Here is a 16,219-nt window from a genome sequence, read left to right as displayed (position 1 = left end):
CCCGGCTTAGAACTGGCTGCCGAAGGTGAACTGGATGCGCTCTTCGTAGTGACGATCTTCCTTCTTGGAGCGGATCGGCGTGGCGAAGTTGATGATCAGCGGGCCGATCGGCGCCTGCCACTGCAGCGAGATACCGGTCGAGGCGCGCAGCTCCGAAGCCTTGAAGGCGCTGTAGTCCTTGTACACGTTGCCGACGTCGACGAACCACGACACGCGGGCGGTGTTCACGTCCTTCAGGAACGGCAGCGGGATGAACACCTGCGCCGTACCCAGCACCTTGAACGCGCCGCCGACCGGCTGGGCGTAGGTGTAGTAGCCACCGTTGCAACGGCCGTCCTTGTCGGCCTGCAGCGGCTTGCCGCTGGCGTCGGTGCCCACGCAGAGCTTCGGGCCCAGCGTGTTGTCCTGGAAGCCGCGCACGTCGCGCACGCCGCCGGAGTAGTAGTTCTCCCAGAACGGGAAGTCGATCTTCTGGCCCTTCACGTAGTCGCCGAAGCTGTTGTCGTACTCCTGGCCATAGGTCTTGCCGTAGCCGACCTGGCCGTCCAGGTACAGCACGAAGCCGCCGCCGATCGGCCAGTAGTGGTTGGCCTCGCCGAAGATCTTGTAGTACTGCACGGTGGAGCCGGGCAGCGCGATGTCGGTGGACAGCGTCATCATGCCGCCGCGGGTCGGCGCCCAGTAGCCGTTGCGCGTGTCGTGGGTCCAGCCCAGCTGGCCGGTCCACGAGTGGATGGTCTTGTGGCCGATCGCGTTCTGGTAGTCGATCAGCTGCTGCGGCGACAGGCTCTGCGTGACGATCTGGCCGGTGGAGTCGTAGGTCTGGTAGTCCAGGTTGATCTTGTTGCTGCTCAGGCCGAGGCCGGCGCGCAGGCTGTCGAAGTCGGTGATCGGGATGTTGAGGAAGGCCGAGAACGACTTCTGGCTGCTGGTGAAGTTGACGAAGTCGCTGTTGGCGTCGCCGTAGTCGCTCTTGCTGTACGCGGCGTTGTAGCCGATACCGATGCCGTTGTCGGTCAGGTACGGGTTGAAATAGGTGGCGCTGACGCTGGTGACGTAGTCGCTGCGCTGCGCGGACACCGAGAAGCTGTCGCCCGTGCCCAGGAAGTTGTTCTGCGACACCGAGGCGGACAGGATGATGCCCGAGTACTGCGAATAGCCCACGCCGAACATCAGGCTGCCGGCGGACTGTTCTTCCACCTTCACCGTCAGGTCGACCTGGTCCTCGGTGCCCGGCACCAGCTTCTTGTCGATGTCGACCTTCTTGAAGTAGCCCAGGTGCTGCAGGCGGATCTTCGAGCGGTCGATCGCCGGCTGCGAGTACCAGCTGCCTTCCAGCTGGCGCATTTCGCGGCGCATCACGTCGTCTTCGGTGCGGGTATTGCCGTTGAACACCACGCGGCGCACGTACACGCGCTTGCCGGGCTCGATGTAGAAGGTGAGGTCGACGGTGCGCTTGTCCTTGTCCAGCTTCGGCACCGGCGTGACCTTGGCGAAGGCGTAGCCAATGCTGGCCAGGATGCTCTTGATCGCATCGGAGCTGGCTTCGATCGCCTTGCGGTTGAAGGTCTGGTCCTTCTTCTGGAACACCAGCTGGCGCAGGGTTTCTTCCGGCAGCACCAGGTCGCCGAGCAGGTGGATGTCGGAGACGGTGTAGATCTCGCCTTCCTTCACCGCGGCGGCGATGTACATCTCGCGCTTGTCGGGGGCGATGCTGACCTGGGTGGAATCCACGCCGAAGTCGGCGTAGCCGCGGTCCATGTAGTAGGACTGCAGCTTCTCCAGGTCGCCGGAGAGCTTCTCGCGCGAGTACTGGTCGTCCTTCGAATACCAGGACATCCAGTTGGTGGTGTCGGATTCGAAGTCCTTGCGGATTTCCTTGTCGGTGAACGCCTTGTTGCCGACGATGTTGATCTCTTTGATCTTGGCGACCTTGCCTTCGCGGATCTCGATGTCGATCGCCACGCGGTTGCGGTCGAGATTGGTGACGTGCGGTTCGACCGAGACGTTGTACTTGCCGCGGTTGTAGTACTGGCGGATCAGCTCCTGCTGCACGCGGTCGAGCGAGAGGCGGTCGAAGGTCTCGCCTTCGGACAGGCCGATCTCCTTCAGGCCCTTGCGCAGGTCGTCTTCCTTGATGTCCTTGTTGCCGCGCAGGGTGAGCTTGGCGATGGACGGGCGCTCGGTGACCTTGATCACCATGATGTCGCCTTCGCGGTCGATCTCGACCTCGCTGAAGAACTTGGTCTGGTACAGGGCGCGGATGGCGCGCTGGGCGGCATCCGTGGTCAGGCGGTCGCCCTTGTTGACCGGCAGGTAGTTGAGCACCGTGCCCGCCGAGATGCGGCTTAGGCCATCGATGCGGATGTCGGAAACGACGAACGGCTCGAACGCAAGCGCGTTGGCGGTGAGTGAGGCAAGCAGGATCAGGGCGGCGATACGCTTCATCGTCGATTCCGTTGTTTATGCGGACGCAGCGGCCGCCTTGGCCGCTGCGCGTATGAATTGAGCCGGAAAAGTGCCCGGACTCGAAAAAAAGCGCGCGCCGTTCGCGAGCGCGGCGGAGGATGCTTCAACGCATGGCGCGCCGGCACGGGCGACAACCGGTGTCGCCTTGCCGCGGGCCGGCCGTCCCCCGACGCTGGCGTTGGGCACGCGCGTCACAAGAACAGACTGCGATGGATGTCGTTGTAAAACGCCAGACCCATCAAGGTGAGCAGCAGGAACAGGCCGACGTACTGGCCGGCCATCATCGTGCGCTCACTCAGCGGACTGCCCTTGACCAACTCGATAAGGTAATACAGCAGGTGACCGCCGTCCAAGACGGGGATGGGCAGCAGGTTCAATACCGCCAAGCTCAGCGAGACCAGGGCGAGGAAGCGCAGGAACCAGGCGGGGCCCATGCTGGCCGAGGCATTGGCCACCTGGGCGATGCCGATCACGCCGGAGAGGTTCTTGGTCGAGGCCTGGCCGCTGACCATCTTGCCGATCATGTTGAACAGCGAGACGGTGTTGTCCCAGGTCGCGCCCAGCGAGGCGCCGACCGCGGCCACCGGCCCGTAGCGGCGCACCACCTGTTCCGGCTGCGGCGGCGACACGCCGATCAGCCAGCGCGGCGGCTGGCCTTCCATCGATTCCATGCGCGCGGTGACCGTGAAGTTCAGCGGCTTGCCGTTGCGCTCCACCGCGATGGCCAGGGCCGGCGACCGGGTCGCCTCGGCCACCACCAGGCGCGAGAAGGCTTCGAAATCGGCCACCGGCTGGCCGTTGATGCTGACGATGCGGTCGCCGCCCTGCATGCCGGCGGCGGCGGCCGGGAAGCCGGCGCGCACCACGGCGGCGACCGGCGCGGCGGGCGCGGTCTTGATGCCGAGCTTTTCCAGGTACTGGCCGATGTCCTGCCCGGCGGGCAGCTGGTTCAGCGGCAGGGTGACCACGCGCTCGGCGCCGTCGGTGCCGCGCAGGCGCAGCGGCAGCGGTTCGCGGCCGAGCAGGGCGTTGGCGATGGCGTCGTAGGCATCGCTCAGGGTGTCGACCGGCTTGCCGTCGACGGCGAGCACGCGGTCGCCCGGGCGCACGCCGGCGTCGGCGGCCATGCTGTGCGGCACGGCGGTGACGTTGGGCGCGGCGTCGGGCATGCCGACCACGAACATGGCCCAGAACGCGGCCACGGTGAAAATCAGATTGAAGGCGGGGCCGGCCGCGACGATGGCGATGCGCTGCCACACCGGCTTGCGGGTGAACTCGCGGCCCTGGTCGGCCGGGTCGACCTCGCCCTCGCGGGCGTCCAGCATCTTCACGTAGCCGCCCAGGGGAATGAGGGCGACCTGGTACTCGGTGCCGTCCTTGCCGATGCGCTTCCAGATGGCGCGGCCGAAGCCCACCGAGAAGCGCAGCACCTTGACGCCGCAGCGGCGCGCGACCCAGTAGTGGCCGAACTCATGAAAGGTCACCAGCACGCCCAGCGTGACCAGCAACCAGAAGATCGAGCCGAAAAAGGAATTCATCTGCAAGAGCTTATCAGCATGCGTTGCGGAGGATGCGGCGGGTGGCCTCGCGGGCTGCCCGGTCACGTTCAGTAAGGGACCGGACATCGACCACGGCTTGCGGCGGCAGTTCCATGAGCACGCTTTCGACCACGTCGGCGATCGACAGGAAGGGCAGCGCGCCGGCGAGGAAGGCTTCCACCGCCACCTCGTTCGCGGCATTCAGGACGGCGGTGGCATCGCCCCCCGCGCGCAGTGCCTGGAAGGCCAGGGCCAGGCAGCGGAAGGTGGCCAGGTCCGGCGCCTCGAACTGCAGGCTGCCATGGGCGGCCAGGTCCAGCGGCGGCACGCCCGAATCCACCCGCTCCGGCCAGGCCAGCGCATGGGCGATGGCCGTGCGCATGTCCGGATTGCCGAGCTGGGCCAGCACCGAGCCGTCCACGTAGTCGACCAGGGAATGCACCAGGCTCTGCGGGTGCACCAGCACCTCGATCGCATCGGGGGCGGCCTGGAACAGGTGGTGGGCCTCGATCACTTCCAGGCCCTTGTTCATCAGGGTGGCCGAATCGACCGAGATCTTGCGCCCCATCGACCACTTCGGATGCCGGCAGGCCTCGTCCGGGGTGATGCCGGCCAGCTCGGCGCGGCTGCGGCCGCGGAACGGGCCGCCGGAGGCGGTCAGCACCAGCCGGCGCACGCCGCTGCGGGCCAGCTCGGGGCGGCCGCCGGGCAGGCACTGGAAGATGGCGTTGTGCTCGGAATCGACCGGGATCAGCTCGCCGCCGCCTTCGCGCAGCGCGGCCAGCAGCAGCTCGCCGGCCATCACGATCGATTCCTTGTTGGCCAGCAGCAGGCGCTTGCCGCTGCGCGCGGCGGCCAGGGTGGAGTCCAGGCCGGCGGCGCCGACGATGGCGGCCACCACGGTATCGCACAGTCCGCCGGAGGCGGCGGCGGTAATCGCGTCGTGGCCGGCGGCCACCTCGCAGCGCACGCCGGCGGCGGCCAGGCGGCGGGCCAGTTCGCCCTCCAGCGCCGGATCGCCGATCACGGCGAGATCCGGCCGGTGCCGCTCGCACAGCGCGGCCAGCGCTTCCACCTGGCGGTGGGCGGCCAGCACGCTGGCGCGGAAACGCTGCGGATGGCGCGCGATCACGTCCAGCGTGCTGCCGCCGATGGAGCCGGTGGCCCCCAGTACCGCGATCTGGCGCAGCCCGCTCATAGACCCAGCAGCAATTTGCCGGCGGCGAACACGGGCAGGGCGGCGAACACGCTGTCCAGGCGGTCCAGCAGGCCGCCGTGGCCGGGGAACAGGTTGCCGGAGTCCTTCACCGCGGCATGCCGCTTCATCAGGCTTTCCAGCAGGTCGCCGACGATCGAGGCGACCACGGTCACCATCGACAGCAGGATCAGGCCGACCAGCCCGCCGTCGCGCACCTGCAGCAGCCAGCCGCCCACGCCGGCCACCAGGGCGCCGGCGACGAAGGCGCCGTACACGCCGGCCCAGGTCTTGCCGGGGCTGATGGTCGGGGCCAGCTTGCGCTTGCCGAACAGGCGGCCGCTGAAATAGGCGCCGATATCGGCGGCCCACACGATGGCCAGCGCCAGCACGGTCCACTCGTGCCCGTGCGGCTGGGCGCGGTGGATGCTCATCGCGGCCACCCACGAAGGCAGCAGCACCAGCGCGCCGGCGCCGAGCTTGAACAGCTGGTTCTCGCGGGTCGGCGCGGCGCCGAAGGCGAAGTGCCGCAGCCACACGCAGACCAGCGCCCACCACAGCACGCCCGCGGCGATCAGCACCGCCCACAGCGCGGTATCGCGCGCCCACCACAGCAGGGCGAACAGCACGGCGGCCACCGCCAGCAGGCCGATGCGCACGCCGGTGTCCTTCAGGCCGGACAGGCGCGTCCATTCCCACAGCGCCAGCAGGAAGGCGGCCGACACGAGCGGCGCGAACACATGGGTCGGCGGCCACAGGATCAGCAGGATCGCCAGCGGCGCGAGCAGCAGTGCGGTGAGAGTGCGCTGGAGCAGCATGCGATTCCCTGGGTTAGGCCTTGGCGGCGACCTGTTCGCCGGTGCGCCCGTAGCGGCGCTCGCGGCGTGCATATTCCTCGATGGCCTGCCGCAGGCAAGCCTGGTCGAAGTCCGGCCACAAGGTATCGGTGAAGTAGAGCTCCGCGTAGGCGGCCTGCCACAGCAGGAAATTGCTGATGCGCAGCTCGCCGCCGGTGCGGATGAACAGGTCCAGCGGCGGCAGGTCGGCCAGGCTCATCCAGTGGCCGAGCAGGTGCTCGTCGATCTCGTCGGCGCGGAATTCGCCGCGGGCCACCGCTTCGGCGGCCTTGCGCGCGGCCTGGACCACGTCCCAGCGGCCGCCGTAGTTCACCGCCACGTTGAGGTGCAGCTTGTCGTTGCCGGCGGTATGCGCGATCGCCTGGTTCATGCGCTGGCGCAGGCCCGGCTCGAACGCGCCCAGGTCGCCGACGAAGCGCATGCGCACGCCGTGCTGGTGCAGTTCGTCCACTTCCTTGTCGAGCGCGCGCACGAACAGTTCCATCAGCGCGCCGACCTCGTCCTGCGGACGCTGCCAGTTCTCGCTGGAGAAGGCGAATACGGTCAGCGCCTGCACGCCTTCGCGCAGGCAGCCCTCGACCACTTCGCGCAAGGCCTTGCGGCCGGCGTTGTGGCCGAAGCTGCGCGGGCGGTGGCGCGCCTTTGCCCAGCGGCCGTTGCCGTCCATCACGATGGCGATGTGGCGCGGGATCCGCGCGGCGTCGGCGCCGGTCATGGAGTGGGAACGATGGCGCGTCAGAGCGCCATCAGTTCCTCTTCCTTGGCCTTGGCGATGGTGTCGACTTCCTTGACGAAGCGATCGGTGAGCTTCTGGATGTCGTCCTCGGCCCGGCGCTCGTCGTCTTCGGTGATCTTCTTGTCCTTGAGCAGGTCCTTGACCTGCTGCATCGCGTCACGGCGCACGTTGCGGATCGAGATCTTGGCGTCCTCGCCCTCGTGCGCCACGTGCTTGGCCAGCTCGCGGCGGCGCTCTTCGGTGAGCGGCGGCATGTTCAGGCGGATCACGGTGCCGGCGGTGGTCGGCGTGATGCCGACGTCCGAGGACAGCAGGGCCTTCTCGATCGCGGCGATGTGGCTCTTGTCGAACGGCGTGATGATGATCGAGCGGGCGTCGCCCAGCGAGATCGAGGCCACCTGGTTGAGCGGCATCTCGGAGCCGTAGGCCGGCACCCTGATGTGTTCCACCAGCGCCGTGCTGGCGCGGCCGGTGCGCAGGCGGGTGAGGCTGTGCTTGAGCGAGTCGATGCTTTTGCCCATGCGGGTCTGGGCATCGGTCTTGATGTCGTTGAGCATGGGCATACCCCTTGAACGTGCAAGCCTGGAAGTATAGCAGCGGGGGAAGCCCGCACGGGGGCGGGCTTCCGGGGCTGGCGGGGCGCCCTGGGGCGGCCCCGCGAAGGCGTCAGCGGTCGGTGACGATGGTGCCGATCGATTCGCCGCGCATGATCCGCAGCAGGTTGCCCGGCACGGTCATGTCGTAGATGCGCAGCGGCATGCCGTGGTCGCGGCACAGCGCGATGGCGGCGGTGTCCATCACCGCCAGCTTGCGCTCGATCACCTGGTCGTAGGTGAGCTGGTCGTAGCGGGTGGCGCTGGGGTCGCGGGCCGGGTCGGCGGTGTACACGCCGTCGACCTTGGTGGCCTTCAGCAGCAGGTCCGCGCCGATCTCCACCGCGCGCAGCGCGGCGGCCGAGTCGGTGGTGAAGAACGGATTGCCGGTGCCGGCCGCGAACAGTGCGATGCGGCCCTTCTCGATATGGCGGATGGCGCGGCGGCGGATGAAGTCCTCGGCCACGTCGTGGATCTGGATGGCGCTCATCACGCGGGCGAAGCCGCCGCGGCGTTCGATCGCATCCTGCATGGCCAGCGCGTTCATCACGGTGGCGAGCATGCCCATGTGGTCGCCGGTGACGCGGTCCATGCCCGCGGCGGCGAGGCCGGCGCCGCGGAAGATGTTGCCGCCGCCGATGACCACGCCGATCTGGATGCCGGCCTTCTGGATGTCGATGATCTCGTCGGCCAGGCGGCCGATCACTTTCGGGTCGATGCCGTAGTCGGCTTCGCCCATCAGCGCTTCACCGGAGAGTTTGAGCAGGATGCGGCGATATTTAAGCGGTTCGCTCATGGGGTCTCCGGATTGTGTGTGGCAAAACGCGCGCATTGTAGCGGCTGCGCCGCTCCTAAGGTAAGCGCGAGGCGCCTGGTGGCGCGGGGTGCGACGATGTTTCGTTCATGCTTGCGTGTTTTCGCGGCGTGGCGCGGACGTCCGGCCGTCCATCCATGCGTGCTGCGGCAACGAATCGCGGGCAATAAAAAAGCCGCGGTTTCCCGCGGCTTTTTCATCGCATGCGCAAGCAGGTCAGACCTGCATGGCCTTCTGCACTTCGGCGAGATAATCCTCCTGGATCTTCTCGATGCCTTCGCCCACGACCAGGCGCACCACCTTCACCACGTCCGCGCCTTCCTTCTTGAGGGCGTCGCCGACGGTGACGTTGGTGTCCAGCACGTAGGGCTGGCCGACCAGGGTCACGTCCGACACGATCTTGTTGATCTTGCCGGAGATGATCTTGTCGAGGATGTCGGCCGGCTTGTTCTTTTCCTTGTCCGACATGGCGGCGAGGGCGATGTCCTTCTCGCGCGCGATGAAGTCGGCGGGAACGTCCTCGGCCTTCACGTAGGGCGGGTTCATGGCGGCCACGTGCATGGCGATGCCCTTGGCCAGCTCTTCCGAGCCGCCCTTGAGCGCCACGATCACGCCGATCTTGCCGCCGTGCGAATACACGCCGAGCGGGCCGTCGTTCTCCACGCGGGCGGCGCGGCGCACGTCGATCTTCTCGCCGATGGTCGCGGTCTTGGCCTTGGCGGCCTCTTCGATGCTGGCGAAGCCTTCGATCGCGGCGGCCTTGACGGCCTCGATCTCGGTCACGCCGGCCTTCAGCACGGCCTGCGCCACGGCATTGGTGAAGTCGACGAATTCGGCGTTCTTGGCGGCGAAGTCGGTCTCGCTGTTGACCTCGACCAGCACGGCCTTGCCGTTGTCGCTGGCGGTGGCCACGCGGCCTTCGGCGGCGACGCGGTCGGCCTTCTTGTCGGCCTTGGCCAGGCCGGTCTTGCGCAGGTGCTCGATGGCGGCTTCGATGTCGCCGTTGGTCTCGGTGAGCGCCTTCTTGCAGTCCATCATGCCGGCGCCCGAGCGCTCGCGCAGTTCGCCGACCAGTTTTGCGGTAATGGCAGTCATCTGGGTTCCTCGAAAATCTTTGAAACGCCCCGGCCGGTGCCGGCCGGGGCAGGGGATGGCTTACTCGCCGTCCGCTTCGCCTTCGGCCTGGCGGCCACCGCGGCCGCCACGGCCGCCGTCGCGGCGCGGGGCGCCGGCGCCCTTCTTGGCCGGACCGCGGTTGTTGTCGCGGCGCGGAGCGGCCTTGCGCTCTTCCTTGGCGACCGGGTTGCCTTCCTCGTCGAGCTCGACGAACTCGTTGGCGTCGCCCTGGGCGGCAGCCGGAGCGGCGGCACGGCCCTCGAGGATCGAGTCGGCGGCGGCGCGGGCGTACAGCTGGATCGCGCGGATGGCGTCGTCGTTGCCCGGGATGGCGTAGTCCACCAGCTCCGGGTTGTAGTTGGTGTCAACGACCGCGACCACGGGGATGCCGAGCTTCTTGGCTTCCTGCACGGCGATGTCTTCATGGCCGATGTCGACCACGAACAGCGCGTCGGGCAGGCGGTTCATGTCCTTGATGCCGCCCAGCGAGTTCTCCAGCTTGTCGCGCTCGCGGCGGCGGGCCAGCACTTCGTGCTTGACCAGGCGGTCGAAGCTGCCGTCGGTCTCGGCCGCTTCCAGCTCCTTCAGGCGCGCCACGGACTGCTTGACGGTGCGGAAGTTGGTCAGCATGCCGCCGAGCCAGCGGGCGGTGACGAAGGGCATGCCGGCGCGGCCGGCTTCCTCGGCCAGGGCCTCGCGGGCCGAGCGCTTGGTGCCGACGAACAGCACGGTGCCGCGCTTCTGCGCCACGCCCGACAGGAAGTTCATCGCGTCGGTGAACAGCGGGAGGGTCTTTTCAAGGTTGATGATGTGGATCTTGCCGCGGGCACCGAAGATGTACGGAGCCATCTTGGGGTTCCAGTAGCGGGTCTGGTGACCAAAATGCACGCCGGCTTCAAGCATCTGGCGCATGGTGACTTGTGCCATGGGAAAACTCCTTCGTTGGGCCTTGTCATGTGGCCCGGGGGTTGGGACCTCCACGCATCCCCGGCTTCGACCGCGGTACCCCAAGGGCCCGCGGCACCCCGAAGGCGGTGCCGATGCGTGTGTGGCGTTGGTTTGTCCGATCAAGGACTTAGGCGATCATGCCGCAGCGCGGTTACAATCGTTTTTCGCTTTGCGGCCGGTCGGGAAACGCCATGTATGGCGGGTTCTCCGGGCAGCAAAACTCCGAAATTATAGCCGGCGCGCCGGCATAGCAGCAAGCCGCCGGCCGGTTCAGCCTGAGCTGGGCCCGTTGAAGCCGGGGTTTGCGGCGCCATTTGAGTGGAACTATGGCCGTTACCCTGAAATCCCCCGCCGATATCCAGGCCATGCGCGAGGCCGGCAAGCTGGCCGCCGAAGTGCTGGCCATGCTTAAAGAGCACGTCAAGCCCGGCGTCACCACCGAGGACCTGGACCGCCTCGCCTACGAGCACATCGTCAACGTGCAGAAGGCGATCCCGGCCAACGTCGGCTACAACGGCTTCCCCAAGACGCTGTGCACCTCGGTCAACCACGTGATCTGCCACGGCATCCCCAGCCCGTCCAAGCTGCTGAAGGACGGCGACATCATCAACCTGGACGTCACCGTCATCAAAGACGGCTGGCACGGCGACACCAGCCGCATGTACTTCGTCGGCACCCCGTCGGTGCTGGCCCGCCGGCTGGTGGAGACCACCCACGAGGCGATGATGCTGGGCATCCAGTCGGTGCGCCCCGGCGCCACCCTGGGCGACGTCGGCCACGCCATCCAGAAGCATGCCGAGGCGGCCGGCTTCTCGGTGGTGCGCGAGTACTGCGGCCACGGCATCGGCAAGGTCTACCACGACGAACCGCAGGTGCTGCACTACGGCAAGCCCGCCAGCGGGCTGGAACTGAAGCAGGGCATGACCTTCACGGTCGAGCCGATGGTCAACGCCGGCAAGCCGCAGACCCGCCAGCTGCCGGACGGCTGGACGGTGGTCACCAAGGACCACTCGCTCTCGGCCCAGTGGGAACACACCATCGCGGTGACCGAGGACGGCTTCGAGATCCTCACGCCCTGGCCGGATGCCTGAGGGGCGGGCATAGAGAATGGTAAACAGGGAATCGGAGGGCGGCCGGATGGCCGCCCTTTTTGCTTTACGGGTCGTCATTCGAGCTCGTCGCCGATCCGTCGTGGCAGACTCCTATTCCCGATTCCCTATTCTCTATTCCCTCACCCCATGACCGTCGTGCTGCCCCCGCTGCCCCGCCTGCCCATCGCGGTCCCGCGTTCGGGCGTGTCGACCGAGGCGCGGCGGGCCCTGCGGCAGCTGCTGGGCGACGTCGACCGCGCCATCGCCACCGCCTTCCGCGACGGCGCCGACGCCACCGCCCTGGCGCGCCGGCGCGGCGATTCGGTGTCGCGCATCGTGGCCCACGTGTGGACGGCCTGCCTGGGCGAAGTCGATGGCGCGGCGCTGTTCGCCGTCGGCGGTTTCGGGCGCGGCCTGCTGTTTCCGCATTCGGACGTGGACCTGCTGGTGCTGGCCGAGCGCGCCGAGCCGGCGCGGCTGCGCGCGCTGGAGCAATGCTTCGCCACGCTGTGGGATATCGGCCTGAAAGTGGGCCACGCCGTGCGCGATCCGGCGCAGTGCCGGACGCTGGCCGCGCAGGACGCCAGCGTGTTCACCAGCCTGCTCGATGCGCGCCGGCTGGCCGGCGATCCGGCGCTGGAGCAATCGCTGCAGGCGATCGTCGACGATCCCGCGCTGTGGCCGCCAGCCGCCTACCTGGCCGTGCGCCTGTCCGAACGCGACAGCCGCCACGCGCGCTACAACGACACCGCCTACAACCTCGAACCGAACATCAAGGACGGCCCCGGCGGCCTGCGCACGCTCGATTCGCTGCGCTGGCTGGGACGCCGCCTGGCGCATGCGGACGACTTCGACGACATGGTGGAAGAAGGCCTGCTCGACCCGGCCGAACGCTCCACGCTGGAAGAAGCCGAAGCCACGCTGCGCCGCTACCGCTTCGCGCTGCACCTGGAAGCCGGCCGCGCCGAGGAGCGCCTGCTGTTCGATTACCAGCGCGCGCTGGCCGAGCAGCTCGGCTTCCGCGACGAGCACGAAAAAAATCTCGGCGTCGAACAGTTCATGCAGGGCTATTACCGCGCCGCCAGCCAGGTGGAGCGGCTGGGCGTGCAGATCGCCGAGCGTTTCGAGGAAATGCTCGAACCGCCGATCGAGCCGCAGGCCGTGGGCGCGGATTTCCTGCGCTACGGTTCGCGCCTGGCGGTGCGCGATCCGGATCTGTTCGTGCGCCGGCCCGCGGCCCTGGTCGAAGTGTTCATCCTGCGGCTCGGCGAGCCGGGCATCGTCGGCTTCACCGCCGACACCATGCGCCGCATCCACCAGGCCACCGCGTTCTTCGGCGCCTCGCTGGCCGACGATCCGCAGGTGCTCGATGCCTTCCTGCGCCTGCTGCGCAAGGGCGCGCCGGCGGTGGAAGCGTTGTGGCGCATGAACCGGCACGGCCTGCTGGCGGCGGTGCTGCCGGCCTTCGGCAAGGTGTTCGGGCGCATGCAGTACGACCTGTTCCACGTCTACACCGTGGACGAACACACGCTGCGCGTGCTGCGCAACGTGGCGCGCTTCGCCGACCCGGCCGCGCGCGGCGAATTCCCGCTCGCCTGCGGCATCTGGCCCACGCTGGAAAAGCCCGAGCTGCTACTGCTCGGCGCGCTGTTCCACGACATCGCCAAGGGACGCGGCGGCGACCACTCGGTGCTGGGCGAAGAGGACGCGCGCGCCTTCGGCGCCCGGCTCGGGCTGCCGCGCGAAGACATCGAGCTGATCGCCTGGCTGGTGCGCTGGCATCTGCTGATGAGCGTCACCGCGCAGCGCCAGGACATCACCGACCCCGACGTGGTGCAGCGCTTCGCCGAAGCCGTGGGTGAGCGCGAACGCCTGGACCTGCTCTACCTGCTGACCATCGCCGACATCATCGGCACCAGTCCGCGCTTGTGGAACGCGTGGAAGGACCGCCTGCTCGCCGACCTCTACACCGCCACCCGCTACGCGCTGGCCAGCGACGACGAGCTGCCGCGCGATGCCGCCGCGCGTGTGCGCGAATGCCGCGAGGCCGCGCTGGCGCTGCTGCTCGCCGAAGGCTTCGCGCAGGCCGCCTGCGAACGCGTGTGGCTGGATTTCCCGGAGCAGAGCTTCCTGCGCCACCGGCCCGAGCAGATCGCCTGGCAGACCGCGGCGATCCTGCGTTCGGCCGGCGCCACGCCTTTGATCGAAGTGCATCCGCTGTCGGTGCGCGGCACGACGGAGCTGTTCGTCTACACGCCCGACCGCGACGGCCTGTTCGCCTCGGTCACCGCCATGCTCGACCGCCTGCATTTCTCGGTGATGGAGGCACGCATCCTCAACAGCCGCAACGGCATGGCGCTGGATACCTTCCTGCTGCTGGAATCGGACAGCCAGCAGCCGGCCAGCGCGGAGCGCGCCGAGGAACTGCAGCAGCGCCTGCATCGCGCGCTGTCGCAGCCGGCGCATGCGCACCAGCCGTCGCGGCGGAACATGTCGCGGCACCTGAAGCATTTCCAGGTGGCGCCGAAGATCGCCTTCAGCGCGGTCGGCGACCGCACCCGGCTGTCCCTGGTGTGCAGCGACCGGCCGGGCCTGCTCGCCGCGGTGTCGCAGGCCATGGCCGACGCCGAGGTGCGCGTGCACGACGCGCGCATCGCCACCTTCGGCGAGCGCGTGGAGGATTTCTTCCTGATCAGCGATCGCCGCAACGCGCCGCTGAGCGTGGTGCAGCAGGACCGCCTGCTGCACGCCCTGCTGGACCGGCTGGGCGCGGCCAGGCGCGCGGGCTAGGGCAAAGTCCGCAACACGCGCGATGGACGGCCAAACGGCTCGCCCGCTGCGGCCAATCCCGCTAGCATGGCCGGGTTCTCACCAGCCCCCTTCAGCACCCCATGCAAAGCATCGAATCCCTGATCAACGACGCCTTCGAGCGCCGCAACGACCTCACCCAGTCGGACATCGAAACCTATCTGCGCCCCGCCGTGGAGCAGGTGATCGACCTGCTGGAATCCGGCGAACGCCGCGTCGCCGAGCCGGACGGCAACGGCGGCTGGACGGTCAACCAGTGGATCAAGAAAGCCGTGCTGCTGTACTTCCGCATCAACGGCAACCGCGTGGTCGACGGCGGCTCCGCGCTGGCCTTCGACAAGGTGCCGCTGCGCTTCGCCCACGGCAACGACGCCGAACTGCAGGGCCTGGGCGCGCGCGTGGTGCCCGGCGCGCTGGTGCGCCGCGGCGCGCACGTGGCCAAGGACGCCGTGCTGATGCCCAGCTACGTCAACATCGGCGCCTATGTCGGCGCCGGCAGCATGGTCGATACCTGGGCCACGGTGGGCTCCTGCGCGCAGATCGGCGCGCACGTGCATCTGTCCGGCGGCGTCGGCATCGGCGGCGTGCTGGAGCCGCTGCAGGCGAACCCCACCATCATCGAAGACAACTGCTTTATCGGCGCGCGTTCCGAAGTGGTGGAAGGCGTGGTGGTGGAGAAGGGCAGCGTGATCGGCATGGGCGTGTTCCTGGGCCAGTCCACCCGCATCTACAACCGCGCCACCGGCGAGATCAGCTACGGCCGCGTGCCGGCCGGCAGCGTGGTGGTGGCCGGCAGCCTGCCGGCCAAGGACGGCTCGCACAGCCTGTACGCCGCCATCATCGTCAAGCAGGTGGACGAGAAGACGCGCAGCAAGACCGGCATCAACGAACTGCTGCGCAGCGCCGACTGATGGCGGCCACGGCCGGGGTGAGTGTGGCCGCGGCGCGCAAGCGCGGCTATCTGCTCGCCCTGGCCGGCGTCGTGCTGGCGGTGCTGGCGTTCGCGCTGCCGCCGGTGGCGCAGCCGCAGGCTTACCACGGCTTCGCCGACGCGCGCGGCTGGCTGGGCGTGCCGAACTTCGGCGACGTGATGTCCAATCTCGCGTTCCTGCTGGTGGGCGTGCTGGGCCTGTCCGCCATGCGCGAGCCGCGCGTGCAGGCGATGGGCAGGATCCCCCTGCATGCCTATGCCTTGACGTTCGCCGGCCTCGCGCTGACCGCCTTCGGCTCCGCCTACTACCACTGGGCGCCTTCGGACGCGCGGCTGGTATGGGACCGCCTGCCTATGACCCTGGTGTTCATGCCGCTGCTCGCCGCCACGCTGGCCGAACGCCTGCGCTGGCGCTCCGACCTGCCGCTGCTGGGCCTGTCCCTGCTCGGCGTGGGCTGCGTCGTTTACTGGAACGTCACCGGCAATCTGTTGCCGTATTTCGTGGCCGAGGGCGGCTCGATCCTGCTGCTCCTGCTGGCGGTGGCCCTGTTGCCGACGCCGTGGAGCGGGCGCGCGCAGCTGTTCGCGGTGCTGGGTATCTATCTGGTGGCCTTTGCCTGCGAGCAGGGCGACAAGCAGGTGTTCCAGGCAACCGGCGGCACGGTCAGCGGGCACACCATCAAGCACCTCGTCGCCGCCCTGGCTTTCTACGTGCTGCTGCGCATGCTGCGGCGGCAACAACCCATCGACGGATAGCAACGCATGAGCAACCCCACGCTGTACGGCCTGCCCAACTGCGACACCTGCAAGAAGGCGCGCAACTGGCTCAACCGCTTCGACGTCGAACACACGTTCGTCGACTACCGCGCCAACCCGGTGCCGGCCGACACGCTGAAGGACTGGGCGCACCGGCTCGGCGGCTGGGAGAAGCTGGTGAACAAGGCCGGCACCACCTGGCGCAACCTGCTGCCGCAGCGCAAGAACCCCGGCAGCGATCCGGAGTGGACTTTGCTGCTGAAGGAATATCCGGCCCTGGTGCGCCGCCCGGTGGTGGTGCAGGCGGACGGTTCGGTGAGCGTCGGCTTCACCGACAACGGCTTCAAGAAGCTGTTCGCGCACTGAG

At 68.2% G+C, this 16,219-nt stretch carries 14 protein-coding genes; 5 read left to right on the top strand and 9 right to left on the bottom strand.

What is annotated here, in order from left to right:
- Positions 1-6: 6 nt before the first annotated feature.
- From bamA to rpsB, 9 genes are all read right to left on the bottom strand, one after another.
- A complete protein-coding gene (gene bamA, locus ISN75_RS16330) occupies positions 7-2,448 on the bottom strand; it encodes an outer membrane protein assembly factor BamA (RefSeq protein ID WP_167257846.1) in 2,442 nt (813 codons plus the stop codon).
- A gap of 212 nt (positions 2,449-2,660) precedes the next feature.
- Positions 2,661-4,007 carry an RIP metalloprotease RseP gene (rseP, locus tag ISN75_RS16325; protein WP_168649514.1) on the bottom strand — a complete coding sequence of 449 codons (1,347 nt, stop codon included), beginning with the start codon at positions 4,005-4,007 and terminating at the stop codon, positions 2,661-2,663.
- Between the two features lie 13 nt (positions 4,008-4,020).
- Positions 4,021-5,205 (bottom strand): 1-deoxy-D-xylulose-5-phosphate reductoisomerase, encoded by a 1,185-nt coding sequence (locus ISN75_RS16320; RefSeq protein WP_343821672.1) that lies wholly within the window; start codon positions 5,203-5,205, stop codon positions 4,021-4,023.
- Entirely contained in the window at positions 5,202-6,020 is an 819-nt protein-coding gene (locus ISN75_RS16315) for a phosphatidate cytidylyltransferase (RefSeq protein WP_168649512.1), read from the bottom strand. The genes ISN75_RS16320 and ISN75_RS16315 overlap by 4 nt, the downstream gene beginning before the upstream one ends.
- A gap of 13 nt (positions 6,021-6,033) precedes the next feature.
- On the bottom strand, positions 6,034-6,774 hold the full coding sequence (gene uppS / locus ISN75_RS16310) for a polyprenyl diphosphate synthase (RefSeq protein WP_167257840.1): 741 nt from the start codon (positions 6,772-6,774) through the stop codon (positions 6,034-6,036).
- A gap of 20 nt (positions 6,775-6,794) precedes the next feature.
- On the bottom strand, positions 6,795-7,352 hold the full coding sequence (frr, locus tag ISN75_RS16305) for a ribosome recycling factor (protein ID WP_167257838.1): 558 nt from the start codon (positions 7,350-7,352) through the stop codon (positions 6,795-6,797).
- A gap of 109 nt (positions 7,353-7,461) precedes the next feature.
- Positions 7,462-8,184, bottom strand: coding sequence for a UMP kinase (gene pyrH, locus ISN75_RS16300; RefSeq protein ID WP_167257836.1), 723 nt, complete (start codon positions 8,182-8,184; stop codon positions 7,462-7,464).
- Positions 8,185-8,418: 234 nt separating this feature from the next.
- Positions 8,419-9,297, bottom strand: a complete 879-nt coding sequence (gene tsf / locus ISN75_RS16295; protein WP_167257834.1) for a translation elongation factor Ts — start codon at positions 9,295-9,297, stop codon at positions 8,419-8,421.
- A 60-nt stretch (positions 9,298-9,357) separates the two neighbouring features.
- Positions 9,358-10,245: a 30S ribosomal protein S2 gene (gene rpsB / locus ISN75_RS16290; protein ID WP_167257832.1), complete on the bottom strand. Its 888-nt coding sequence runs from the start codon at positions 10,243-10,245 to the stop codon at positions 9,358-9,360.
- A gap of 347 nt (positions 10,246-10,592) precedes the next feature.
- Here rpsB and map point away from each other — a divergent pair, with 347 nt between their 5' ends.
- From map to ISN75_RS16265, 5 genes are all read left to right on the top strand, one after another.
- On the top strand, positions 10,593-11,357 hold the full coding sequence (map, locus tag ISN75_RS16285; protein ID WP_167257830.1) for a type I methionyl aminopeptidase: 765 nt from the start codon (positions 10,593-10,595) through the stop codon (positions 11,355-11,357).
- A 147-nt stretch (positions 11,358-11,504) separates the two neighbouring features.
- Entirely contained in the window at positions 11,505-14,147 is a 2,643-nt protein-coding gene (gene glnD / locus ISN75_RS16280; protein WP_343821667.1) for a [protein-PII] uridylyltransferase, read from the top strand.
- 101 nt (positions 14,148-14,248) lie between these two features.
- Positions 14,249-15,076, top strand: a complete 828-nt coding sequence (gene dapD, locus ISN75_RS16275) for a 2,3,4,5-tetrahydropyridine-2,6-dicarboxylate N-succinyltransferase (RefSeq protein WP_214573107.1) — start codon at positions 14,249-14,251, stop codon at positions 15,074-15,076.
- Positions 15,076-15,852 (top strand): hypothetical protein, encoded by a 777-nt coding sequence (locus tag ISN75_RS16270; RefSeq protein WP_343821665.1) that lies wholly within the window; start codon positions 15,076-15,078, stop codon positions 15,850-15,852. Before dapD ends, ISN75_RS16270 begins: the two co-directional genes overlap by 1 nt.
- A gap of 6 nt (positions 15,853-15,858) precedes the next feature.
- Positions 15,859-16,218, top strand: a complete 360-nt coding sequence (locus ISN75_RS16265; protein WP_168649508.1) for a Spx/MgsR family RNA polymerase-binding regulatory protein — start codon at positions 15,859-15,861, stop codon at positions 16,216-16,218.
- The last annotated feature ends 1 nt before the right edge of the window (position 16,219 follow it).

It is taken from the genome of Dyella marensis, from assembly GCF_049532885.1.
GTDB lineage: Bacteria > Pseudomonadota > Gammaproteobacteria > Xanthomonadales > Rhodanobacteraceae > Dyella_D > Dyella_D marensis.
The sequence above is the reverse complement of the archived record's forward strand: the minus strand, read 5'-3'. Positions and strand labels throughout refer to the sequence as shown.